At 33.4% G+C, this 22,772-nt stretch carries 20 protein-coding genes and 1 pseudogene; 14 read left to right on the forward strand and 7 right to left on the reverse strand.

The features are described 5' to 3' along the window. Positions 1 to 471 precede the first annotated feature (471 nt). A complete protein-coding gene (locus tag AB671_RS13715; RefSeq protein ID WP_066677904.1) occupies positions 472 to 1,164 on the reverse strand; it encodes an HAD family hydrolase in 693 nt (230 codons plus the stop codon). Positions 1,165 to 1,546: 382 nt separating this feature from the next. Here AB671_RS13715 and AB671_RS13720 point away from each other — a divergent pair, with 382 nt between their 5' ends. Both AB671_RS13720 and AB671_RS13725 read left to right on the forward strand, forming a co-directional pair. Continuing rightward, positions 1,547 to 2,359 carry a helix-turn-helix domain-containing protein gene (locus AB671_RS13720; RefSeq protein WP_066677902.1) on the forward strand — a complete coding sequence of 271 codons (813 nt, stop codon included), beginning with the start codon at positions 1,547 to 1,549 and terminating at the stop codon, positions 2,357 to 2,359. 135 nt (positions 2,360 to 2,494) lie between these two features. Continuing rightward, positions 2,495 to 3,637 (forward strand): serine hydrolase domain-containing protein, encoded by a 1,143-nt coding sequence (locus AB671_RS13725; protein WP_066677900.1) that lies wholly within the window; start codon positions 2,495 to 2,497, stop codon positions 3,635 to 3,637. A gap of 285 nt (positions 3,638 to 3,922) precedes the next feature. Here AB671_RS13725 and AB671_RS13730 read toward each other — a convergent pair whose 3' ends face one another. After that, positions 3,923 to 4,492 carry a Crp/Fnr family transcriptional regulator gene (locus AB671_RS13730; protein WP_066677898.1) on the reverse strand — a complete coding sequence of 190 codons (570 nt, stop codon included), beginning with the start codon at positions 4,490 to 4,492 and terminating at the stop codon, positions 3,923 to 3,925. Positions 4,493 to 4,721: 229 nt separating this feature from the next. Between AB671_RS13730 and AB671_RS22795 the strand changes: the two are divergent. Both AB671_RS22795 and AB671_RS13740 read left to right on the forward strand, forming a co-directional pair. Then, positions 4,722 to 5,420, forward strand: a pseudogene (locus tag AB671_RS22795) (alpha/beta hydrolase). A gap of 112 nt (positions 5,421 to 5,532) precedes the next feature. Next, the gene (locus tag AB671_RS13740) at positions 5,533 to 5,943 is read left to right on the forward strand and encodes a RidA family protein (RefSeq protein ID WP_066677943.1); all 411 of its coding nucleotides are present in this window, start codon (positions 5,533 to 5,535) and stop codon (positions 5,941 to 5,943) included. A gap of 828 nt (positions 5,944 to 6,771) precedes the next feature. Here AB671_RS13740 and AB671_RS13755 read toward each other — a convergent pair. Further along, positions 6,772 to 7,368 carry a hypothetical protein gene (locus tag AB671_RS13755; protein WP_066677892.1) on the reverse strand — a complete coding sequence of 199 codons (597 nt, stop codon included), beginning with the start codon at positions 7,366 to 7,368 and terminating at the stop codon, positions 6,772 to 6,774. 97 nt (positions 7,369 to 7,465) lie between these two features. Beyond that, complete coding sequence (locus AB671_RS13760) at positions 7,466 to 8,035, reverse strand: helix-turn-helix domain-containing protein (RefSeq protein WP_066677890.1); 570 nt, start codon at positions 8,033 to 8,035, stop codon at positions 7,466 to 7,468. A gap of 110 nt (positions 8,036 to 8,145) precedes the next feature. Here AB671_RS13760 and AB671_RS13765 point away from each other — a divergent pair, with 110 nt between their 5' ends. The 6 genes from AB671_RS13765 to AB671_RS13790 all read left to right on the forward strand — a co-directional run bounded on the left by AB671_RS13765 (position 8,146) and on the right by AB671_RS13790 (position 15,979). Further along, on the forward strand, positions 8,146 to 8,817 hold the full coding sequence (locus AB671_RS13765) for an HAD hydrolase-like protein (protein WP_066677888.1): 672 nt from the start codon (positions 8,146 to 8,148) through the stop codon (positions 8,815 to 8,817). An 11-nt stretch (positions 8,818 to 8,828) separates the two neighbouring features. Further along, the gene (locus AB671_RS13770) at positions 8,829 to 11,630 is read left to right on the forward strand and encodes a TonB-dependent receptor (RefSeq protein WP_066677887.1); all 2,802 of its coding nucleotides are present in this window, start codon (positions 8,829 to 8,831) and stop codon (positions 11,628 to 11,630) included. A 62-nt stretch (positions 11,631 to 11,692) separates the two neighbouring features. Further along, the gene (locus tag AB671_RS13775; protein WP_066677885.1) at positions 11,693 to 13,201 is read left to right on the forward strand and encodes an alkaline phosphatase D family protein; all 1,509 of its coding nucleotides are present in this window, start codon (positions 11,693 to 11,695) and stop codon (positions 13,199 to 13,201) included. Continuing rightward, positions 13,194 to 14,279 carry a zinc-binding dehydrogenase gene (locus tag AB671_RS13780; protein ID WP_066677882.1) on the forward strand — a complete coding sequence of 362 codons (1,086 nt, stop codon included), beginning with the start codon at positions 13,194 to 13,196 and terminating at the stop codon, positions 14,277 to 14,279. The genes AB671_RS13775 and AB671_RS13780 overlap by 8 nt, the downstream gene beginning before the upstream one ends. Further along, positions 14,279 to 15,505 carry an MFS transporter gene (locus tag AB671_RS13785; protein WP_228390926.1) on the forward strand — a complete coding sequence of 409 codons (1,227 nt, stop codon included), beginning with the start codon at positions 14,279 to 14,281 and terminating at the stop codon, positions 15,503 to 15,505. The genes AB671_RS13780 and AB671_RS13785 overlap by 1 nt, the downstream gene beginning before the upstream one ends. A 114-nt stretch (positions 15,506 to 15,619) precedes the next feature. Next, entirely contained in the window at positions 15,620 to 15,979 is a 360-nt protein-coding gene (locus AB671_RS13790) for a PKD domain-containing protein (protein ID WP_066677880.1), read from the forward strand. A gap of 195 nt (positions 15,980 to 16,174) precedes the next feature. Here the strand turns inward: AB671_RS13790 and AB671_RS13795 are convergent, their stop codons facing one another. Beyond that, the gene (locus AB671_RS13795; protein WP_066677879.1) at positions 16,175 to 17,551 is read right to left on the reverse strand and encodes a sensor histidine kinase; all 1,377 of its coding nucleotides are present in this window, start codon (positions 17,549 to 17,551) and stop codon (positions 16,175 to 16,177) included. Then, positions 17,548 to 18,237 (reverse strand): response regulator transcription factor, encoded by a 690-nt coding sequence (locus tag AB671_RS13800; RefSeq protein ID WP_066677877.1) that lies wholly within the window; start codon positions 18,235 to 18,237, stop codon positions 17,548 to 17,550. Before AB671_RS13800 ends, AB671_RS13795 begins: the two co-directional genes overlap by 4 nt. 244 nt (positions 18,238 to 18,481) lie before the next feature. Between AB671_RS13800 and AB671_RS13805 the strand changes: the two genes are divergently transcribed. From AB671_RS13805 to AB671_RS13815, 3 genes are read left to right on the forward strand one after another with little or no spacing between them, the layout of a single operon-like run. Beyond that, on the forward strand, positions 18,482 to 19,810 hold the full coding sequence (locus AB671_RS13805; RefSeq protein WP_066677875.1) for a hypothetical protein: 1,329 nt from the start codon (positions 18,482 to 18,484) through the stop codon (positions 19,808 to 19,810). A gap of 11 nt (positions 19,811 to 19,821) precedes the next feature. Further along, positions 19,822 to 20,241, forward strand: coding sequence for a Dabb family protein (locus AB671_RS13810; RefSeq protein ID WP_066677872.1), 420 nt, complete (start codon positions 19,822 to 19,824; stop codon positions 20,239 to 20,241). 16 nt (positions 20,242 to 20,257) lie between these two features. Beyond that, a complete protein-coding gene (locus tag AB671_RS13815; protein WP_066677871.1) occupies positions 20,258 to 20,746 on the forward strand; it encodes a hypothetical protein in 489 nt (162 codons plus the stop codon). A 170-nt stretch (positions 20,747 to 20,916) separates the two neighbouring features. Here the strand turns inward: AB671_RS13815 and AB671_RS13820 are convergent, their stop codons facing one another. Further along, entirely contained in the window at positions 20,917 to 21,537 is a 621-nt protein-coding gene (locus AB671_RS13820; RefSeq protein ID WP_066677869.1) for an RNA polymerase sigma factor, read from the reverse strand. A gap of 281 nt (positions 21,538 to 21,818) precedes the next feature. Between AB671_RS13820 and AB671_RS13825 the strand changes: the two genes are divergently transcribed. Then, positions 21,819 to 22,763, forward strand: coding sequence for a FecR family protein (locus tag AB671_RS13825; RefSeq protein ID WP_066677867.1), 945 nt, complete (start codon positions 21,819 to 21,821; stop codon positions 22,761 to 22,763). Positions 22,764 to 22,772: the final 9 nt, after the last annotated feature.

A 22,772-nucleotide genomic window follows, 5' to 3' on the forward strand; every position in this document is an offset into this window, starting at 1 on the left:
ATAATAAAACTCAAGTCATTTTAAAATAGGTATTTATACTTAATTTGTGGTATGCGCATTTTATCCATCATCATTGGTTAGTAAGAAGTTTTTATATCTTATAAATGCATCATAAAACATGTATTTAGATAACTATATATTAGAGCCTGTGATAACTTTCCAAAATTATCACAGGCTCTAGAGGTTCTGTAAAAGATTTATCATAAAGAAACATTCAGGAAAAATAGGAGTTGAAAGTAAAATGGGTGAGGGAAACAATTTCTGGTTTACTCTGCCCAAAAAAATATGATCCTTATTTTACGAAATATTAGACCTAGTGATTTACCTATCGAAAATGAACAAGGTAGTATCTTTGATCTTATACCTGAACTTCTCGATCTCATTGACTGTATTTAAAATTACGTAAAGATATTCAAGAAATAAAGAATGGTTCTTTTTTTCATTGTTAGATATCTACTATAGTTTTCACTATTATTCCAGATAATTTAAAATATTGTCAATGCTTTTGAGTTCCACAAAATTCTGATGTGGTAGAAAACGGTCGTGTTTTTCGTGTTGCCAGGTTATATGATACGGAATATAAGCTCCAAACCCGCCCAGCTCCAAAACAGGTAGTATATCAGATCTGAATGAATTTCCCAACATCAGGAAATTTTCAGGATCACAATCCAGATGCTTCAATAATTTAGTGTAATTGTAAGGCTTTTTGTCACTCATAATCTCTATGTGGTGAAAATAGTTTTCCAGACCCGAATTGTTCAGCTTTCGCTCCTGATCCAATAGATCACCTTTAGTAGCTACGATCAGTTTGTATTTTCCTTTTAAATGTTTCAAAGTTTGTTCCACGCCAGGCAGTAATTCGATAGGTTTTTGTAAGAGTTCATGTCCTATTTCTATAATGTTATCGATAAGATGAGGAGAGAGGTCTTGATTAATAATTCTGTTTGCAGTCTCAATCATACAAAGAACAAATCCTTTTACTCCATAGCCATATAAATAAAGGTTTTTCATTTCAGTTTTAAACAGTTCCTGCGATACCACGTCTTGAGGCGTAAAATTCTGAAGTAGGTTGGTAAACTTCTTTTCCGCTTCCTGAAAATAAGGCTCATTGACCCATAATGTATCATCCGCATCGAACGCAATTGTTTTTATGTTATTTTTCATATAATTATTTTTACTTTACAAATTATTAAAGTGGTAAAATTCTTAAAAACAAAGAATTTAAAAAAGGACATTTGTCCCTAGAAGATCATGAAGAGAGCCTTTATCAGCTACGTAAAATGGAATGCCGCTACTGATTGAGAGACAGCATCAGGAACACAGATCTTTTCTGAGTGTCCGGTTTATCAAGAAACGAAAAATATTCTCAGATCATATACGTATGATCATTCTTGCTAGAACTTCAAAAGTACTATCCTGCTTCATGAACTATGAGATCTTCTTGATGAATGGTCCGATCGACTTAAGAATAGGTTACTCTTGTTTTTTTATCTTTGCTGAATTAGAATTATTTTGTGAATATTTGTTTATAATTTTAATTAGAAAAATGCAGTTGAAATTTTACAAACCTACAAATGAACTCCTGAAAAAATACATTGAAGGCTACTATTTCATACAGAAAGGTAAGATATCTGATCCGTTGCATTACCGAACCTTTCCCAACAACTATACTATTGTCACGGTGATGCAAAATGCTTCCTTTAGCCAAGATAATAGCAAGATAATGATCAGGCCATCAGGAAAAAAAGGAATTTACTCTAATATGGTTTACCGTTACAATTCTCCCATTGAAATATTTTACGAAGAACCTATAAATGAACTCACGATATACTTCAAACCTTTAGGAATCAATTTTTTTATAGAAAATACTGAAATGTTTTTTGCCCAGGATCACACCAAAGAGATCGTGTTCAATCCGTTTGCCGATCTTAAAGCTGAGATGCATAAGATCCTCAATCTTCATGACAGGAAAAAACAGCTTGAAATGCTGGAGAGTTATTGGCTTTCAAAGTATATTGAAAAAGACATTTCAGTAATGAAGGACATCATAAAAGACATAGAAGCGGATGGGAAAATTGATGAGATCGCAAAAAAATATAATATCTCCAGGCAATATCTAAATAAATTATTTCAAAAAAACGTGGGTAAATCCGCTTCTGAATATCGCAAAATTCATCGTTTCAGAAAATCCATCACTGAGAAAAATGAAGTTAAAAACCTAACCGAACTATCGCATGAAAACCTTTTCTATGACCAGTCCCATTTTATAAGGGATTTTCGGGAATTAACCCATAAAACACCGAAATCGTTTTTCAGAAACGTGGATGTAGATAAAGAAGTTGTCTGGCTATTTATCTAAGTGTTTCCATTTTTACAATTTTACAATTGTAAAATCTAATTTCTTTGTAACACTAAATTTGAAATTATTTTACGATTAAGGGTCTGTTGATCTCAGAAAAAAACAAATTTTATGAATACCAGATTTTTGATAGTGATGCTGTCATCTTTTATAATTACGACCTATGGGCAAAGGATAGATGTAGCTAAATTACAGATATTATTAAAAAAAGCTGAAGACACGCATTCGGAGGCAGTTATAATCTACAAAGACAATCAACTGGTTGCAGAGAAATATTTCGGTATAGGTAACGAAGATAGAAAGGTTGAAGCTATGTCTTGTACCAAGAGTATCGTGGGACTTGCTGTAGCCTGTCTCTTAACAGATGGTTTGATCGAAAGTTTAGATACCCTGATCACGGATTTTTACCCAGAATGGAAACAAGGTCAGAAACAGTTGATCACCATTCGGCATCTGGTTAATATGACTTCCGGTATGCAGAACAACTCCAATGCAGCGGTGGAGATCTATTCAAGCGACGATTTTGTTCAGCTGGCGCTTACGGCGGAACTATCCAAAAGACCAGGAGAAGCTTTTGAATACAATAATAAATCCCTGAACCTGATGGCAGGTGTCATAAGAAGAATCACAGGCAAAAGAATGGATGACTATATTGGAGAAAGGCTTTTTAAACCGTTGGAGATCATAGATTATTCTTGGACCCTGGACAACGCCGGAAATCCTCACGTGATGTCGGGATGCCAAATCAAACCTAAAGATTTGATCAAGCTCGGTATGTTACTGTTAAACAACGGTTATTACAATGACCACCAAATCATCGCAAAGGAACATATTTCAGAAGTAGTTGTTTCATCAAGCCAATACAAAGGTTATGGAATGCTCTGGTGGCTCGATTATGAAAATACCATATCAGTTGTTGATAATGAGATCATCAACGATCTCAGAAAAGCAAATGTATCTAAAGAATTTATCCGAAAAGCCATTAAAATGAAGGGTATCTACAGATCTAATGAAGATTATGCATCCAGATTACAACTCATTTTTGGCAACAATCCTTATGAATATATCGGTCAGTATCTAAAGCCTGGTCTGCGCCTTCGGAAAAGGAACTTCAGTGGAAATGTGACCTACCGTGCAGATGGATATTTGGGAAACTATATTATTGTCAATCCCAAAGATAAGATTGTTGCAGTGAGGATGATCAGCCATCAGAGCTTTAAAGATCATAAGGATGGTTTTGCAGATTTTGGAAAGGAAATATTGAAATTAACACAATAGTACCTTTCAAATTGATTTGATACTGTAGAATTTCTTATTTGATCTATTATCAGAGTTTAATATTTAGCATTGTATTCTCTGATAAGGATTTATATAGCATTTGTTGTGTTTGGCGGAAGTAAATGCATAACCATTTTTTTTCATATACCAAAAGGTAGATTCAAGATTTGAAATTCCTCCTGTAGATAGTATAGAGAGGAAAGTGGTCATTATATCAAGCGCATGAACAGATGACAAATTAACCGTAAAAAATGAGGAAAATCTTTATATATATTGATAAAGGCATTAAAATTCAGCTCTTATTCTGCTGAGTTGAGTAGGAGTAATTGCCAGATAAGAGGCTATCTGATGAAGCTTTAGGCGCAAAATAAGCTCAGGGTAATTTTTCTCAAATTCTAAATAACGTTGTTTTGCTGTAGCTGATTTAAGTGTGATTTCGGCAAACTCTTTTTCAATTACCCAATGGCGTTCCAGATAACTGATGTAGAAATTGGCAATATCATTATATTGTTTTGTTAGGTTTCTGAAATCATTGAAAGAATAGCTGATGAGTTCCGTGTCCTCTAAAGCCTCAATGGAGAAAGATCCGGGTTTCTGTTGTAATAGTGCGCTGGTAGAAGCAACAAGAGAGTTTTCTGGAAAAAATCTTTTGATTATTTTTTCCCCTTTTTCATCAAGGTAATAATATGAAAGCAGCCCTTTACTGATAAAAGTAATATCCTTCGGAATGGTTCCTTGTTCTAAAAAATGATTTCCCTTGGTTATTTCGGATGTTGTCAACAATGCGGACCACGCTTTTTTCGATTCCTCAGAGATCAAGGAATAGCGGTCTATAAATTTCCAAAATGCTACCATAGCATAAAGATAAAGGAAAATAAAAAAACAGGGATATGAATTTTAAGAAATTGAAATATTTTCTGATCCCTCAACATATGTATAGAATTCTGAAAATCTTTGTATCTAATTTTGTTGTCAGAAAAAATAAATTATCATGATAAAATCGTTATGTGCATTGGTCGTTATGTGTATCGGAACAGAAGTGTTTTCCCAAAAGATCGACTCATTGAATATCTATAGCAGCTCTATGAAGAAGGAAATCAAAACCCTTGTGGTACATCCTTCAAACAATAAATATCAGAAACTACCTACGGTTTATATACTTCATGGATACAGTGGCTACCCCAAAAGAACATTGACAAAAGATACTCCTTCCTTAGTGAAGCTTAGTGAAGAAATGCAGATGATCTTTGTGTTACCAGACGGAAATTATGACAGTTGGTACATAGACAGTCCCAATTTAAAGTATGAGACATTTATTGCCAAAGAATTGACAGGCTTTATTCAAAAAAATTACAGTTCTGATTAATCGAAAACCGCTCTGATGGGATGGAGTATGGGTGGACATGGCGCACTGTATATTGGCGCAAGGCATCAGAAAACTTTCACTGCTATTGGTAGTTTATGCGGTGTCATCGATTTTGTTCCTTTTGGAAAAGAATATGGTGTTCCCAAATTATTAGGAGAAAATCCTGAAAAATGGATTTCTTATACTGCTATTTCGCAAATAGACAAGCTAAAAAAAAGTCGACAGAAAATATTTATTAGTTGTGGAATCGACGACCCATTGCTTGTACAAAACAGGAAATTTCACGAGCAATTGATCTCAATGAATATTCCCCATATCTATGAGGAAAGCCCAGGTGCACATGATGCGGAATATTGGTCCAAAGCTGCTGTTAATCAAATTTTTCAACTTCATCAATTCTTTACAAATCATGATTAATTTTAAATTCTTTACAGATCAAAAAAAGCATATTCTGATTTTTCCACTCTTTATTTTATTGTTAACAGGTTGTTCTAAAACCGAAAATAATCCACTTCCTAATCAAAAAAATATGTCAGACATTCAATATAAAAATCCAAAAGGACTTTTTGATCCGACACCATTTGCATTTTCCCATTCTACGACTGCTTCGGGTAACGGAAATTATGTATTTATCTCTGGACAAAGCGGTGGAGAAGGTTTAGAACATAAACTTTCCAAAGATTTCAGAACTCAGGCCAAAGCTGCTTTGCAAAATCTTGAGACTGTTCTTAAAACATCAGGTTTGACAACTAAAGATGTTCTTAAAATTACAATACTTATTGTGGATCACGATAAGGAAAAGCTCAGAATATGGACAGAAGAGATGCATAAGGTGTGGAAGAATAATCAATTTCCGGCAAGTACTTTAATACCGGTACCGAAACTTGCTTTGGACGGAATGCTCATCGAGGTTGACGCCATTGCATTTAAGACATTATAACTACTATTTTATTTCTTTTATTTTTGAAGTATCCGAAGGTATTTGGATGCTTTTTTATTCTTAATCACAATAAATTAGTTTCCTAGAAAATGGATTTAGACACGCGGAATGTTTAAATTAAAATGTCTTCAGTAATCAAAAAATGAATTCCTATCTCAAAGAAATTATAAAAGTCTTTGGAAATAATAAAAAGTTGATATTCCATATCGCAAGACACATGAAGCTAGCAGAAATATAATCAGAAAAAAATAATAAATAGATTTCATAGGTGGATAAAATGCAGATGAAAAAAATCATTAATTTAAAACTAATAAGTAGGTTAAAACAATTAATAATATATTTTTGGGCAGCTATTCCGCTCTCCATTCCCAATCTTTTTTGCCCTCGTTTTTCCAGCAACAAAAAAGGATTTCCACTCAGGTCGGGCTGCAATCATATTACTTTTCAAAATGGATGGTATAATTATTATTAGTACTTAAAAAGCAAGTTTAAAATAAACCTTAAGACTGTCTTGCTTCTAAATAATGAAATAGATTATCCTATTTTTTTTGTTCCTTTTACTAATGGCTACACCATTTAGAACTACAGTAAATCCGTCTGTAATTTTTTTGCGTACACAAAGATGTGGCAGATAATACAAGTAAATGCTTGTCCGCAGTTTCTCATGTTTTTGTATTTCTTTGCTAAGTTTACGCCTTTGTATAGCTTTAAAACGGTCAAATTTTATATTCTTTGTTTGCCTTTGCGTTAAATTCATCAATTATTAGTAAAAACGGATATACATTACAAGTATAAAACTTTGTGAAACCAGTTTTTTCATGGTAATGATTAGAATTGATAAGTATTTAGGTTATTTTCAAAAATTAAAATTGTTCCCTTTTCATTTTCGGGATTTTGTTTACTAACAGGTAAAATAGAAGGATTAGAGGGATATTTTTTATTTTTATAAACAAGCTGTTTGAAGCCATCCCTATCTTTCACATACACTATCTTCCATCCATTTTCGGTATTTGTACTTAGGTAAAGAGGAGTTCGCATGACCGTAAATTTTGTAATTGCTTTAAAATCATTATCTAACAAAAACATTGAGCAACCACCGGTTCCGCAAAAATATGGCGTCAAGAAATTGACAAAAGTTTCTTTAAGACCATCATTATTCAAATCAATTTGAAAAAATTGAAATTTCCTGTCATTCTCCGAAATTGTTTTCAAATCATTTTGACTTAGATATTCTGATGTAATAAAAGCTTTTACTTTTTCAGAAATACTGTCGGTTTCAGAATGTACAATTTTGAGAGTTTCTTTTTTTGAAAAACTATCAGTATTTTCTGCTTTCTCTAGAGATGCTTTCTCCTGTTTTTTTTCACATTGATAAAAGCACGAGAACGCTAAAAATAAATAGATTACATTAAAATTCTGTTTCATGGTGTTTGATGTTAATATTCCAAATTTAATTAAAAGAAGTTTAGTTAACTTCAATAAGCTGTGAATTTGTATTAATAAATATTTAGAATTTATAGATTTACTTATTCTCAAAGAAATACACGATAAGCATTTTGCATGGCTTCTCACTTTTATTAATAGGAACATGCTTTAAACGACCATCAAAAAATAGCGAATCACCTTCTGATAAATGATAGGTTTCGTTTCCGATTATATAGTTTACCTCACCTGAGATGATATATTTGTATTCAAATGCTTCAGTAATCACCTGATCTCTGAAGTTATTGGGTTCAATAGACAAAAATACAATGTCAATGGTGCATCCATTCATCGTTTTGGTGAAAAATCTTTCATAGAAAAAACCTTCAGAACCTTCTTTCTGGAATGGTTCGTAATCTGATTTTCTTGTTATTAAAACCAAATCTTCTCTTTGATGAATATCTTTAAAAAACTCACTAAGGTTGATATCAAGTGCATTGACGATGTTTAGTAAAACAGGCAACGACGGAATACTTCTTCCGTTCTCTATTTGAGAAATCATTCCCTTTGTTACCCCGCTCAAATCTGCAAGTTCCTGTAACGTAAAGCTTTTGTCTGTTCTGTATTGCTTAATTCTTTTATTTATTTCTAAAATTATCGCTCCTTCCATGTTTAGTAATAGTATACAAAGTTTACAAATGTTAAATATTACTTGATGTTTTGTTTACAAATAGTTAACAATAGTATAGTAATATTGCACTGTAAAAATAATTAAAAAAAATGAAACTAATTGTATTTGATATGGCTGGAACGACAGTCTTTGATGAAAATAAAGTGGGAATTACTTTACAGACTGCTTTGCAAAAGTATGGTTACGATTTTAGTGTAGAAGAAATCAATGTAGTAATGGGATATGAAAAGCCTGTCGCTATTTCTTTACTTCTTAAAGACAGTGGCGTAACAGCTGAAAAAGATTTAGTTAATAAAATTCATCAGGATTTTGTTGAAATGATGATTGAATATTATACCAAAAGTAATGAAGTGAAATCTACTCCGAATGCACATCACGTGATGCAGTATTTACGTGAAAACGGTATTTATGTAGCATTTGATACAGGTTTTTCACGCCCGATTGCCGATACAATTTTTAAAAGACTGGATTGGAAGCAAGGACAAGATTTCGATTTTAGTATTACTTCAGATGAAGTTGAAAACGGTCGCCCCTATCCTGATATGATCTTTAAAGCAATGGAACATTTCAATATCACAGATTCTAAAGAGGTTGGGAAAATTGGAGATACAATGTCTGATCTGCAGCAAGGAGAAAATGCAAAATGTGGATTAACCATCGGAGTGACTACCGGAGCTTACAGCAGGAATGAATTAAAAGGCTATCATCACGATTTTATTATTGATGATCTTCTCGAACTGAAAAATATACTTAAAAACTAAAAAAACTCAGCATGAGAACACTTTTTACTCTTGTTTTGACTTTACTTTTCGTTTACACGAGTGCGCAAACAGTAAAAGGGACACTAAAAGATTCTGAAAATCCAGTGTATCCTGCAACAATTACCGTTAAAGAGACTTCAGAAACGGCAACGACAGAAATTGACGGAGATTTTACTCTTACTTTAAAACCAGGGAAATATAATCTGGAAATCAAAGCTGAACATTTTGCGAGAAAAAATATTATTGTTAATGTATCTTCTGAAAATGTCAATCTAGGAACCATAAAACTTTTAGATGAAAAAGAAATTGATGAAGTAACATTAGAATATTACTCTACCGGTGAAAGTAAAGCGATAGAGATGCGAAGAAATTCAAATGCGATTATGGATGTTTTGAGTGCCGATGCAATGGGTAAACTTCCTGATGAAAGTGCCGCAGATGCAGTACAGCGTGTTTCGGGAGTGAGTATTGAGCGCGACCAAGGAGAGGGAAGGTATGCAACGGTGAGAGGAACTCCTACTCAGTGGAGTTCATCTACAATCAATGGTGATCGTATGCCTTCAGCTAAAACATCAGGAGATTTGCTAGGTAACCGTACGGTTCCGTTAGATTTACTTCCGACCCAATTTTTAGAGTACGTAGAAGTTATAAAGGCTATCACGCCTGAATATGAGGGAGATGCAATTGGTGGTACCATCAACTTTGTTCCTAAAACAGCCGCCGAAAAAGAAACTTTTCGTGTCACTCTTGCTTCGCGGTATAATTTAAGAGCTTCAGAAACTTTTAAACCTAATGGAAGTATTATTTATGGAAACAGATACTTTAAAAAGAAATTGGGTTTTCTTGCATTAGCTTATTATAATCAGAGAAGTTATGCTACAGACGACTATGAAGTGATTTATGGTAACGAGTTGCACAATGTTAATACTTTAGATGTAAGAAATTATCAGGGAACAAGAACGAATACAGGATTTAATCTTGCGACAGATTTCCGTTTTAATAAAAATAATAAGGTATTTGTAAGAGGATATTACACGCAGTTTTTGGATGAGGAGGAAAACAGAAAAACAATGTTTCAATTTGATAAAACTTCAAAGAATGCGATTCTGCGTTGGAGCCTTGTTGATTATTTATTTAAAAATTATGGGGGAGAAATGGGATATGAAGGAAAATTATCTGAAAACCTTAAAGTAAGAGCTAAATTATCAACATACACTTCTTGGGCAGGATACAACGGACCTTCTTCAGCAGAAAAAAATAACCGTGGTTATTATTATGGAAACTGGGTGCAAACCGTAAAATTTGATAACCTTGTAAAGGTTAACGGACAAAATTATAAATTTTTGGCTGGTGATGGTCCGGCTGGATACAATGGTGATCCAGCAGATAATGTACAGCCTAATTTTAGTGCTTCGACTCCTTATAATCCTGATAATTACTATCTTGACCGATTTGTGACCTCAATCAGAAATGTAGAAGAAAAAGATAAAGTAGCGTCATTAGATTTTGATTGGCAGGGAATTAAAGACCTTAATATTAAATTTGGTGGAAAGTTCCGAAATAAAAGAAGTACTTATGACTACAGGTATATCACCTGGATTTATGACACTAAAGCACCAAAAGCATATTTAAATAGTTGGGAAAGAGAGCCTTTTCCTACAACCAACTGGTTTCCTGAGCTGAATAACAATTATAATAAATTATTGTTTCAGTATCCGACGAGAGCTTCTTTTGAAGATCCTATGTCAAACCCGGCAATTGCGTCAAATTTAGCTTATAAAATGCAGGATGCAACTAATTCCAGCTATGCTACAGGTAATTATGATACCACCGAAAATGTATTTGCGGCTTACACCTCTGGTGAATACAAATTATCAGACGATATAGAATTAGTAGGAGGTTTTCGTTATGAATATACAGATGTGGATGCTAATAGTTTTGAATTTAATGATCAGTCTAAAGAAGTTACTCCAATTAATGGTAGGAAAAATTATGACGCGTTTCTACCAATGCTTCATTTTATCTATCGACCATCAAATGGATTAGATTTGAGAGCAGCAGTTACCCGTACTTTTGCAAGACCGGCTTTTAACGAAATCAGTCCAAGTACCAGAGTCAATCCGACGAACTTGACTGTTTCTGAAGGAAATATTAATCTGAACCCAACTTTTGCCTGGAATTTTGATGTTATAGGATCTTATTATTTAAACAAAAAAGATTACATCACAGGAGGTGTATTTTACAAAGATATTAAGGATCTTATCTATACCGCTTCAAGCCAAGAAAAAAGACTATTCGACGGACAAGCAGATGTATATAAAGTTTCCAGACCATTAAATTCGGAATCTGCAAAATTATATGGATTCGAAATCGGGTTCAGAAAGAAACTTGATATGTTACCGAATTTCTTAAAAGGGATAAGCCTTCAGGGAAATTATACCTATACAAAATCTGAAACTACAATTGCAGAAAGAGGTGGCGATAAAGTAGGATTGATGAATCAATCTCCTAACATTTATAATCTGACATTCATTTACGAAAGAGAAGGGTTTGCTGCGAGACTGGCAGGGAACTACAGGGATACTTTTCTTACGGAAATCAGAGAAAATAAAGACGCAGACCGCTACCAAAATAAGAATTTCCAATTAGATCTTAATCTGTCTTATTCTACAAAGAAAAAAATAACTTTCTTTTTAGACATCAGTAATCTTACCAATCAGGAGCTGATGTATTTCCATGGTCAGGTAAGCAGACCAGAACAGATTGAATATTACGGAATAAGAGGAAAAATAGGAGCGAGTTATAAATTTTAATAATTAGGAAACATTCTGGTAACATTTAATTGTTACCATTGTGCTCCGTTTAATCTATCAAAATGAATAGAAAAAGTTTTCTCATACGATCTTTATTGTTAACGTTACCGGTTCTTATTCCGGGGAAGAGATTATCTCTACTGCTTCCAAAGGGTAAAAAATATTTTAATCATGGAATTGCTTCAGGGGATCCCACCAATCAAGCGGTTGTGATTTGGACGAGAATTGACGATGTTTCTCCTGCCGAAAAGAATGTAGAATGGGAGATGGCAATTGATAAAAACTTTAAAAAGATTGAAAAAAAAGGTTCTTTTTTAACATCAGAAAAAAGAGATCATACCATAAAAATTGATGTTGATGGTTTAAAAGAAGATACCGAATATTATTATCGGTTTAAATATCTTGGTGATACCTCTGAAACGGGAAAATGCAAAACACTTCCCAATGCGATTTCCAATAATTTGCAAATCGCTGTTGTAAGCTGTAATAATTATGAAGACGGCTATCTCACATCTTTCAAACACATTGCTAATAACAAAAATATAGATTATGTTTTCCACTTAGGTGATTACATTTATGAATACGCTACAGGAAAATACTGTAATAAAGAATTTTTAGCAAAAACAGGGAGAATTAATGATCCGCAACACGAAATAATCACCTTATCCGATTACCGAAAAAGATATGCGCTGTACTGCAAAGATTCAGATATACAAAAAGTTCATCAGAAAAAATCATTCTTTTGTATTTGGGATGATCACGAATTAGCCAACAATGCCTATAAAGAAGGCGCTAAAAATCATCAGAAAAATGAAGGCGATTGGAATCACAGAAAACAGGCAGCAATGCAAGCTTATTTTGAATGGATGCCTGTGCGGGCTAATTCTTTGAAGGAAATGATTCGCACCGTAAAAATTGGGAAAGATGCCAACTTTTATTTCTTGGAAGAGCGTTTGGATGGTAGAGATAAGCAGCTTCTGACAAATGACCCGGCAAAAGAAAGTTCAGAAAGAAAGATGATATCCGAAAATCAGTTTAATGCTTTAAATATTGCATTGAAAAACAGTGACGCAAGATGGAATTTTCTGGTGAATCAGGTGATGTTTACCGGTTACAATTCAGGAAAAGAAAAGGAAGATAAAGAAGAAGATTGGTGGACGGGATATCCGTATCAAAGAAATCAATTAATGAAAACATTTCAGGACTTGAAAAATCCACCCATTATTCTTACGGGAGATCATCACCAAAGTCATGTTTTAGAATTAAAAAGTTCAGAAGATCCTGAAAAACTCATTGCATGGGAATTTCTTACGCCTTCAATTACTTCCAAAAATGATGACCGATTAAGCAAAAAGAAAATCCTTGAAAAAAGAGAAAGACTTTATGAGTTGAATCCGCATCTCATTTATAATGATACGTCATCTCACGGATATTTTATTTTAAAAATACAAAAAGATTATTTGAGTTTCAGCTATAAATTCAACGAAGATATTTTGATCCCGTATGGCGGAGAGATTGACGGACCTGAATTTATCATCAACTCACAAAACCAATTGACCAAAAATGTGTAAACCATTTCAGATGCTGTTCAACGACGAACAGAAAATCATCTATAAAAATACAGCAGATCTGCCCCAGTTACAATCGGGCGAGATCTTAGTTAAAAATAAATATACGACACTTTGTGGCAGTGATATTCACACCTATACCGGAAAAAGAAAAGAACCGTCACCGATTATTTTAGGACATGAAATTGTGGGAGAAATTGTAGAGTTGGGATCAGCGGTTCCGTTTTACGATCTAAAAGGAAATGTTTTGAATATTGGAGATCTGGTAACATGGACGATTTTTGCAGTTCAGAATGAAGATGAGTTTGCAATAGAAAATATTCCTCAAAAATCTGCTCAGCTTTTTAAATATGGTCATGTGAAATGTACTGAAACCAACACCTATAACGGTGGAATGGCTACTCATTGTCTTTTAAGAGAAGGAACAGGAATTTTAAAGATACCTTCAACAATTCCCTTAAAATTGGCTCCGATTATTAATTGTGCAGTAGCAACTGTAATGGCGGGTTTTAGAATTGCAGATCCAGTGTCTCAAAAAAATGTACTCATCATTGGTGCAGGTGTTTTAGGGCTTGTAGCTTCAGCATTTGCAAAAATATCCGGAGCAGCGACAATTACATTAACGGATATTGACGATCAGCGCTTAGACTATTCTAAAAGATTTGGTGCTGATTTTATATATAATAGTTTAAATGAAAATCATAATATTAAAGAAATTACAGACAGATTTTATAAAAAAGGATTTGACGTAATTATTGATATGAGCGGATCTTGGGATGCGATGAAAATGGGAATTGAACTCAGTGCAGTTGGCGCTCAAAATATCTGGATTGGCGGTGTTACTCCAATGCCGGATTTACCTCTGAATCCTGAGCAAATCATTCGAAAACTTCTCACCATAAAAGGAATGCATAATTATAATTATGATGATTTCATCAATGCTGTAGATTTTATGGAAAAGCATCATGCAGATTTTCCTTTTATAGAATTAATTGAAGCCGAATTTCCGCTTGAGCAAACCAACGAAGCATTTGACTATGCTATTGAAAATAAACCTTACCGTGTCGTAATAAGCAATTAATGATGAAAAAGATAGATGAAAAGTACAAAATGTTGTTCATTACGATGTTTTGTTACCTCTTTTTTTACACCGGAAGACACAATTTTGGCTGGGCAACTAAGGCGATGAGTGAAGATTTGGGAATCAGTTATTCATACATTGGCTGGATTAGTTTTTCGATGCTGATCGGTTATTCGATAGGTCAGTTTATCAACGGTAATTTGGCGGATCATTTTAGTCCACGATTAATGGTTCCAATCGGTGCTTATCTCTCGATTGCTTGTAATATTGGGATTAGTTTTGCTTATTCGGCTCCGGTTATTTTGGTTTTATGGTTTTTTAATGGACTATTTCAATCGATGGCATGGGCTCCCGGAGGAAAAATTATTACCAATTGGTTTGAATCTAAAGAACAGAATAAGGCTTTCGGCCTTTATACAATGGCAGCAGGTCTTTCCTCTGTCGTTACTTTTCTTATTTCGATAGTTCTCACTTCATTTGATATGGAATGGAGAATGTTATTCAGAGTACCTGTTTTATTTTTACTGGTTTCTTCCACAATATTTTTAATTTTCATAAAACCAAGTCCATCAGAATCAACTTCAAAAAAAACAGATTCACCAAAACGTACTTTTGCTGAGCTAAAATCATCGTATGCAGAGGTTTTGGGAAATTTTACTTTTGTAAGGCTGTGTATTTCTTTTGGCTTGGAAAGTATGGCGAGATATGGTCTTATTTTCTGGGTTCCTGTTCATTTTTTGGGTAAAAACTGGAAAGAAGACCCTTCTTTTTTATGGGTTACGTTTCTTTTGCCTTTAGGGATGGCAATTGGGGCAGTCAGTTTTGGTCAGCTTGCGGTTTCAGTATTTAAAAATAATTTCAGATCTATTACATTCGGTATGTTGGTTTGCTCTATCATATCATTTTCTCTTTATACTTTCACTTCATCAAATATTATTGTAATAGCTTTTCTTCTCATCGCATGCGGTTTTTTTGTGTATGGTCCGCAAGCTAACTTTTGGGCTTTGTGTCCGCAGATATTAGGAAAACAAAAAACCGGCACCGCTATGGGAATTATGAATATGTTTGGATATCTTTGTGCAGCACTTATTGAGCCTATATTAGGATCTGTGATTAGTTTTTCAAAAAACACATCTATATTATTTATTGTAATAGGGGTACTGTGTTTGGCAGCATCTATTAATACCTGGTTTTTAAGAGAAGCAAAAAATGTAGAAAACTATTAATCCGTTAGATTTTATTAAATAGAGACTTCACTGTTAATAACTCTTTACATATAAATCACCTCATTTGCTGAACATCGTTTTAATGTGCTTATGAAATTGTAAAAAATAATAATTATGAAAACGAAACTTTTGGGAATTCTATTTTTAGCAATCACCGCATTTTCCATATTCTCTTCTTGTCGAAAGGTAGAAGAGGATATTGTAGACTGTCTTAGTGAATCTATATTGACATCGCTACACGCTCATGTTTCCGGAACCAATCCAAAGCAAGTTGAATTTAATGTAAGCCATTCAGGTGAAAATCAAATAACATCCATCGTTTGGAATTTTGGTGATGGTACCACAACAACGACAACAGGCACAACAGCTACCCATCTCTATAATGCTGCAGGTACCTACGAAGTTAAAGCAGAAGGAAAGATCAACAATGGAAAATGTACTATTTCACCTAAAAAATCTGTGGATATTCAGTAATTTTTTAATAAATATTTTTGTAGAATTCTAAAATTTTAGGATTCTACAATTTTTAAATACCCGAAAAAAATAAAAGCCTCTGAAAATAAGTTCAGAGGCTTATGTAAGATTCGATCTATCAGACATAAATTCATATGGTTATGTAAAAGGAAATGACTTTGGTGGTGTTCATTCAGAAAAACTAATTTTAGATTATCAGTATCTAACTGTAGGCAATTTCACTTTAAAAATGCTTCCCGCTAAAAGTTTAGATTCAACTTCCAAAATGCCTTGATGAATTTCAATAATCCTTTTAACGATAGACAGACCAATACCATTCCCTGAATTAAAGCTCTTGTTTTTTCCACGGTAAAAGAGGTCAAAAATTTTCAGCTGGTCTTCTTCAGAGATCCCTATACCTTTATCGATAAATCTTATCTCAATATTTTTATTCAGGATTTCAATTTCTACCTTACATTTTTTGTCTTCAGAATATTTGCATGCATTTTCCATTAAATTCAGAAAAGCGATCTGCAACAGATAAGGATTTCCATGAAAATCGTAGTTAACCTCGTCAACATTTGCTGCATTATCCATATAATGAATTCCAACTTTGTATTCTGGATTTTTTTGAAGTAAAGCTACTTTTGCTTCCACCAAAACCTCATCCAGCCTAAGGTCTGTAAAACTGATCTGTGATACATCATAACTTGCCCTTGCAAAATCTAAAAGCGCAGATGAAAGCTGTGAAGCGTGATTTGCATCCTGCAATGCATTATCAACAGAAATCTTGTAATCATCCAAAGTTGTGTTTAATTCTTTCGCCAATTCAAGCTCTGCAATCAAAGTAGAAAGAGGGGTTCTGAATTCATGGGAGATTGTTGTGACAAACTGTTTATGATTGTTAAATGATTTTTCTAAACGGTTAAAAGTTGAATTAAAAGTTTCTGTCAGTTCATAAATTTCGTCTTTTGCTTTAGGAATAACGAGTCTTTTATGAAGATTATGTTCAGAAATATCGCGAATCTGGATGATGATATCCTTTAAGGGCTTCAAAGTATAATATGAAAACATAAAGCCGATGATAAAGATGATAATAATCGAAATAAAGTAAATAACGATGATATCTTTTTTAAATTCAGCTACATGAGATCTACCTGTAATGTCTACAGCACTGCCTATAATGTAATAATTAACACCATCAAATTCGTATTTTATCGCCATATATTGGCGGTCTCTTCTTAACCAGGTAATTCTGTCTTTTCCACTCTTGATTAATTGATCTAAATATTTTTGATTCTGTGATGATGGTGGAATATCTGTAAAAAGTAGTTCTTTTTTATCGTTATAAACGCTGATATCAGCTTCGTTCAGTATTTTTTTATTTCTTAAATGAAGTTCTTTTATTTTGGCATTGTCAATTTTTGCATCAAAAATAAATTCAGATCTCCATATAATTTTATATCCTAAACGGTCATTAAATTCATCCTCTCTGTTTTTCTCAGAAACATAATACAACACATACGCAAAAACAAATAAGATTCCTGCAGTTAGGATAGCGTAGCTGAGCGCAGTTCTGGTAACTATTTTCATGAGAGTTTTGTAAAGATAAAACCGACTCCGGGTTTGGTGTGAATCAGCTTTTCGTCAAAATTTTTATCGATTTTCTTTCTAAGATAGGCGATGTACACATCGATATAATTGGTACCTGTATCAAAGTGATTGCCCCAGACATTTTCTGCAATTTCTTCCCGGGTTAAAATCCTTTCTGTATTGCTCATCAGGAAAGAAAGCAATTTAAATTCTTTCGGGGTAAGATCTATTTCGATACCATTTCTAAAGACACGATTTGTATTTTTATTAATCGTGAGATCCTGATATTCCAAAATATTTGATTCTTCTTTTTTCGAATGGGCAATAGGTTTCCTTAGCAAAATAGCTTTTATTCTTGCATACAATTCTCTTATTTCAAATGGTTTTACCATATAATCATCGGCTCCCGCATCAAAACCTTCAATCTTTTCATCGATTCTACCTAATGCAGTCAGCATAATAATCGGCAGATTAGGATGTTTCTGCTTAATCAGTTTGCTCAGTTCAATACCATTCATCTGTGGTAACATAATATCTGTGATGATCAAATCAAAATCAATTTTTCCGATGATGACAAGAGCATCTTCTGCATCTTCAGAGATGTAAATTTCATAACCCTGACTTTCCAATCCTCTTTTCATAAGGCTCGAAACACGCAGATTATCTTCTATAATTAAAATTTTCATGCAAAAAATGATTTAGAATAAAAAGCAAAATATAATGTTCAGGGAACAGGCAAATAAATTGAAGATCAATTGTTCTTTTAAACCTATACAAAGGTATTGTATATTTTTATTTTAAGGTAAATGATTCATTTTTTTAATGAATTTCTAAAGATTTTCTAATAGTTTTCTAACGATGTTCCTTGTTTTTCGAACCTAATTTTGTCCCGTTGAAATCAACAAATAGAATAGGAAAAGAATAAATAGTATGAACAAAAAATATTTGAAAGTCGCAGTCATTTTAGTTTCAGTAGTGAATGTATTCTCAAAAGTTGAAGCGCAGAAAAAAAATGATTTTAATAATCCGGTGCTTACTCATTACCTTAATGAAGATCATTCACGATACATTTCTTTCAGCGGATATGCAGAGCTTTGGGCAAGATATACACAGCTGAATCCGGGAAGTTTAATCAATAACGAAGCGAAGTCAGAAGTTTCAGACTTGTCTTTGCGAAGAGTTCGTGTAAAAATGACCTATAAACCTACAGAAAAACTGATGTTTGTTTTACAGGGTGGTACCACCAATGTCAATATGAATGCTAAAGCCAGTAATTATTTTGATCTTTTGGATGCTTACGCAGAATACTCATTTAATGATAAAATTGCCTTTGGAGCAGGACGTTCTACCTGGAGAGGTTTATCAAGGTTTTCAACGGGACCTTTGAATACTTTGTTGTATGACCTTCCCGCTTATGCAACCTCCAATGCGGGTGCTACAGACTACACCGTAAGAGAATTGGGAGCATACATCAAAGGTCAGTTAGGAAAATTTGATTACCGTTTGGTTGTAGCAGATCCTTATACGATGTCTACCTCTGATTCGAAGGTCAACGTCGCTTCTTTCAGTAAAAATTCTCCCAATAAAGACTTCTCAGGATATTTCAGGTATGCCTTTTTGGATAAAGAAAATATTTCAACGCCATTTAATTCAGGAACGTATGTCGGAAAGAAAAATGTATTGAGTCTGGGAGCTGGGTTCGACTATATTCATGATGCGATGTGGCACCAGGATATTAATAAAAACACCATCAATGACGATATGAAAAGCTTTGCGGTAGACTTATTTTACGACGCACCTTTAAATAAAGAAAAAGGGACTTCGGTAAGTGCTTACGGAATGGCAATGCACAATGATTATGGTCCCAATTATGTTCGTTATGTAGGAACCAATAATCCTGCAACTTCAGTAGATGTTACTCAGGCAAGTTTAAATGGTGCCGGAAACGCAATGCCTGTCATCGGAACCGGAAATACTTATTATATTCAATTGGGAGGAACACTCCCTTATCTTAATAAAGAAAAGAAAAATCTTCAGCTTCAGCCCGCAGTTGGAATGCAGCTATCAGATTTAAAAGGACTTCATGATAACGCCGTGATTTATGATGCCGGAATTTCTCTACTGATGAACGGAATGTCTTCCCGATTGACTTTCGATGCCCAAAACAGACCGGTTTTCACGGGAGACCCAAGCCATAATGCAGTGGTTTCTGACCGACAATGGCAGTTTGTCTTAAAATATCGAATTGATTTTAATTAAATAGCAATACAATGGAAAGAAGAAAATTTTTATTCCGATCGGTGCAGGCTTCGGCATTGTTGCTAATCTCTGGAAATATGTTCGCATCAGTTTTACCTATGTTTAATTCAAAAAAAAATAAAAAAGTGTACGCTCACAATCTATTCTTTTGGTTCAGAAAAGATCTTTCTGTCGCCGAAATCAAAGATTTTGAAAACTTCTTTGAAGGTCTTAAAAAGCTTCCTTACCAAAAAAATCTCCGCTACGGAAAACCAGCTGGTTCAAGTCCGAGAACTGTTTTAGACAGCAGTTATTCTTATAATGCCTCTATGGAATTTGAAAGCCTTGAAGATCTGGAAGCCTACGGACAACTTCCTGAGCACTTAGCTTTGGTTAAAAAATACAAACCCTCTTTCGAAAAAATGTTGGTTTATGATACTGTTTACAATTAATAAAGTTATATTTAAAATGAAAAATTTCATCAAAGGAATTAGCCTTGTATTAGCATTAAGCTCATTAGGAATGAATGCACAAAACAAAGAAAACAAGAATCTAAGCATCAAAGTCAATAAGGAAGAATCGAAAGATTATATTCCCGCAGTGAGACTGCTTAATAATCCTGATGGATCGTGTACTTTTGAAAAAGGAAGAATCCCCACGTTGAAACATCTGAATACCACCACATTTTGGATGAGCAATAAAACAGAAGATTGGGAAAAGAATGCGCATCCTGCTCCCAGAAGACAATATGTGATTACTTTGAAAGGAAACATCAGATTCAAAGTGACAGATGGCTCTACTTTTATCATCAAACCCGGAACTGTACTTTTGGCTGAAGATCTGAAAGGAAAAGGCCACAGTTGGGATATGGTTAGAAGTAAATCTTGGGAAAGACTATATATTCCAATCGCAGAAAATGCAGACGATTTTTTTGTGTCTGATAAAGATTCTGAATAATAAATTGAGCAAATTCTTCAGAAACTTTAAGTTATTCTATACTTAAGGTTTTAAATAATCAAAAAAAAGGAAGCAAATTAATTGATATTGCTTCCTTTTTTTTAACCACTAATCAATAGAAGATTATATACTATTTCAATCTACTTTTCCTATTAATATAAAAAATAAACTTAGTTTAGATTAGAAAAAATCTCAATATAAATCAACATATCAACGACATTTTTGGAGGATTTATATCTCGGTTCCACCTGATTACGAATTTTTGTAAGAACACTATTTAATTTATTGTGAACGGTTTTATCGGTAACTCCAAGCAGTTGTGCGGTTTCTTTTACCGATTTATTCTGCCGAATTCTTAAATCATATACTTTTTGTTCTGTATCAGATACTTCATACAAAACCTCTTTAATTAATCTAAACAATTCCTGGATATCATTCTCTTCGAAAATTTGAAAGTACTCTGTAGCACTGATTTCTTCCAATGATTCTTCCGCAATTTCTGATGTTTTTAGAGATTTATTATCTGCTTTAAAAGCATCTATAACTCTGAAATGCATATAACGAAAAAAGTATTTTCTGGCATAACCTGTTTCATCGACCTGAACAAATTCTGGGTTTTCAAAAACCTTTAGCCATAAATTTTGAAGAAGTTCTTCTGTACAGTATTTATCTCTGGTTCTTATAAAAACCATTTTATAAAGACTATCGTAATAGCGTTGGTATAAAGCCGAGAAAGCATTCTGATCCCCATTTCTAATTTTTTTTAGAAGCATCAAATCTGTTTTATTCATGGCTCATTGTTTTACCATGCAAAAATAGAATGTTAATGTTAACCTTTAGTGAATTAATCCATAGTTAATTATTAAGTATTTGTTAATGATTTTAAGATTTTAAAATTTTTAAATATTGTAAATGTCTGTTTGTTAGTATTTTGCATGTGTTTCTAGAATGTTATCTGCTTCTTTTTTTTCTATTTATCATTAAAACTGTCGAGGGAGAATTTTTATTTATGTCTGTGATATAAGTAGAGAAAGGTTTTTAATTCCTTGATCATAAATAAATAATTATAAGAATGAAAAATAGTAAAGACAATAAGCTTAAAGCATTTATTTTCTTTTTTTGGGGTAGAGAAATATCAGGACAAGATCTTACAAGTAAGGAGGCTGAATTGTTGAAAATTTGGGAAGCCGAAATATTAAATGAACTTGATACAGAGCATTTGCAGTATTCGAAGAAATCAATATTATCAGATATAAAACGAAAATCAGATTCTACTTTAGTTATTTCACGCTATTCTGTAAAGAAAATATTAAAATATGCACCAGCTGCTGTTCTTCTATTGTTTTTATCGCTTTTTGGTGTTTACAATGTATTTTTTAAGCCCGACGTATATATTGCTGATTCTTCTTTCAAAAAAGTAACTCTTGAAGATGGTACAGTAGTTACTTTAATGCAAGGCGCTAAGCTTACCGTGGCAAAATCTTTTCCTGCTGATACAAGAATTGTAGATTTAGAAGGAGATGCTGTTTTCTCTGTAGCAAAAGACAAACGACATCCTTTTGTCGTTCAGGCAGAAAACTTCACAACCCGTGTTTTGGGTACAGTATTCAAAATCTCCCAAATGGGTAAAGATAAGTCTGTAGAGCTTTACGAAGGCAAAGTAGCGGTTTCTTATGGAGATACTAAAGATTTTTATCTGATGCCTAATCAAATCTGGACTAATTTCGGAATTGATGGAGCTGCAGCTGTCATTGTCAAGAAAAGTGATAAACATTTCAATCAACCTATTTTAAAAATTAAATCATTAAGCTTTAAGGATGTTCCATTTATCAAAGTTATAGAAGTGATTAAAAAACATTATGCTATTGATATTCTTTATCCTCAGGAGATAAATGCTGAGAAAATTTCCGCAGAATTTAATGGAGAAAATGTTGATGACAATATTGAAATGCTGGCTTTTGCAGTAGGGATGCAGGTTCAGAAAGAAAATGACAAAACTTATACTCTCAAAAAATAGTCAACACTT

The sequence above is a fragment of the Chryseobacterium sp. BGARF1 genome, assembly GCF_001677955.1.
Taxonomy (GTDB): Bacteria; Bacteroidota; Bacteroidia; order Flavobacteriales; family Weeksellaceae; genus Chryseobacterium.

Coding starts and splice junctions, on each gene's coding strand:
- AB671_RS13755 (WP_066677892.1), bottom strand. CDS start 7,368: ATGAAACAGAATTTTAATGTAATCTATTTATTTTTAGCGTTCTCGTGC.
- AB671_RS13780 (WP_066677882.1), top strand. CDS start 13,194: ATGTGTAAACCATTTCAGATGCTGTTCAACGACGAACAGAAAATCATC.
- AB671_RS13810 (WP_066677872.1), top strand. CDS start 19,822: ATGGAAAGAAGAAAATTTTTATTCCGATCGGTGCAGGCTTCGGCATTG.
- AB671_RS13760 (WP_066677890.1), bottom strand. CDS start 8,035: ATGGAAGGAGCGATAATTTTAGAAATAAATAAAAGAATTAAGCAATAC.
- AB671_RS13715 (WP_066677904.1), bottom strand. CDS start 1,164: ATGAAAAATAACATAAAAACAATTGCGTTCGATGCGGATGATACATTA.
- AB671_RS13795 (WP_066677879.1), bottom strand. CDS start 17,551: ATGAAAATAGTTACCAGAACTGCGCTCAGCTACGCTATCCTAACTGCA.
- AB671_RS13805 (WP_066677875.1), top strand. CDS start 18,482: ATGAACAAAAAATATTTGAAAGTCGCAGTCATTTTAGTTTCAGTAGTG.
- AB671_RS13775 (WP_066677885.1), top strand. CDS start 11,693: ATGAATAGAAAAAGTTTTCTCATACGATCTTTATTGTTAACGTTACCG.
- AB671_RS13815 (WP_066677871.1), top strand. CDS start 20,258: ATGAAAAATTTCATCAAAGGAATTAGCCTTGTATTAGCATTAAGCTCA.
- AB671_RS13765 (WP_066677888.1), top strand. CDS start 8,146: ATGAAACTAATTGTATTTGATATGGCTGGAACGACAGTCTTTGATGAA.
- AB671_RS13770 (WP_066677887.1), top strand. CDS start 8,829: ATGAGAACACTTTTTACTCTTGTTTTGACTTTACTTTTCGTTTACACG.
- AB671_RS13800 (WP_066677877.1), bottom strand. CDS start 18,237: ATGAAAATTTTAATTATAGAAGATAATCTGCGTGTTTCGAGCCTTATG.
- AB671_RS13725 (WP_066677900.1), top strand. CDS start 2,495: ATGCTGTCATCTTTTATAATTACGACCTATGGGCAAAGGATAGATGTA.
- AB671_RS13785 (WP_228390926.1), top strand. CDS start 14,279: ATGATGAAAAAGATAGATGAAAAGTACAAAATGTTGTTCATTACGATG.
- AB671_RS13790 (WP_066677880.1), top strand. CDS start 15,620: ATGAAAACGAAACTTTTGGGAATTCTATTTTTAGCAATCACCGCATTT.
- AB671_RS13825 (WP_066677867.1), top strand. CDS start 21,819: ATGAAAAATAGTAAAGACAATAAGCTTAAAGCATTTATTTTCTTTTTT.
- AB671_RS13720 (WP_066677902.1), top strand. CDS start 1,547: ATGCAGTTGAAATTTTACAAACCTACAAATGAACTCCTGAAAAAATAC.
- AB671_RS13740 (WP_066677943.1), top strand. CDS start 5,533: ATGTCAGACATTCAATATAAAAATCCAAAAGGACTTTTTGATCCGACA.
- AB671_RS13730 (WP_066677898.1), bottom strand. CDS start 4,492: ATGGTAGCATTTTGGAAATTTATAGACCGCTATTCCTTGATCTCTGAG.
- AB671_RS13820 (WP_066677869.1), bottom strand. CDS start 21,537: ATGAATAAAACAGATTTGATGCTTCTAAAAAAAATTAGAAATGGGGAT.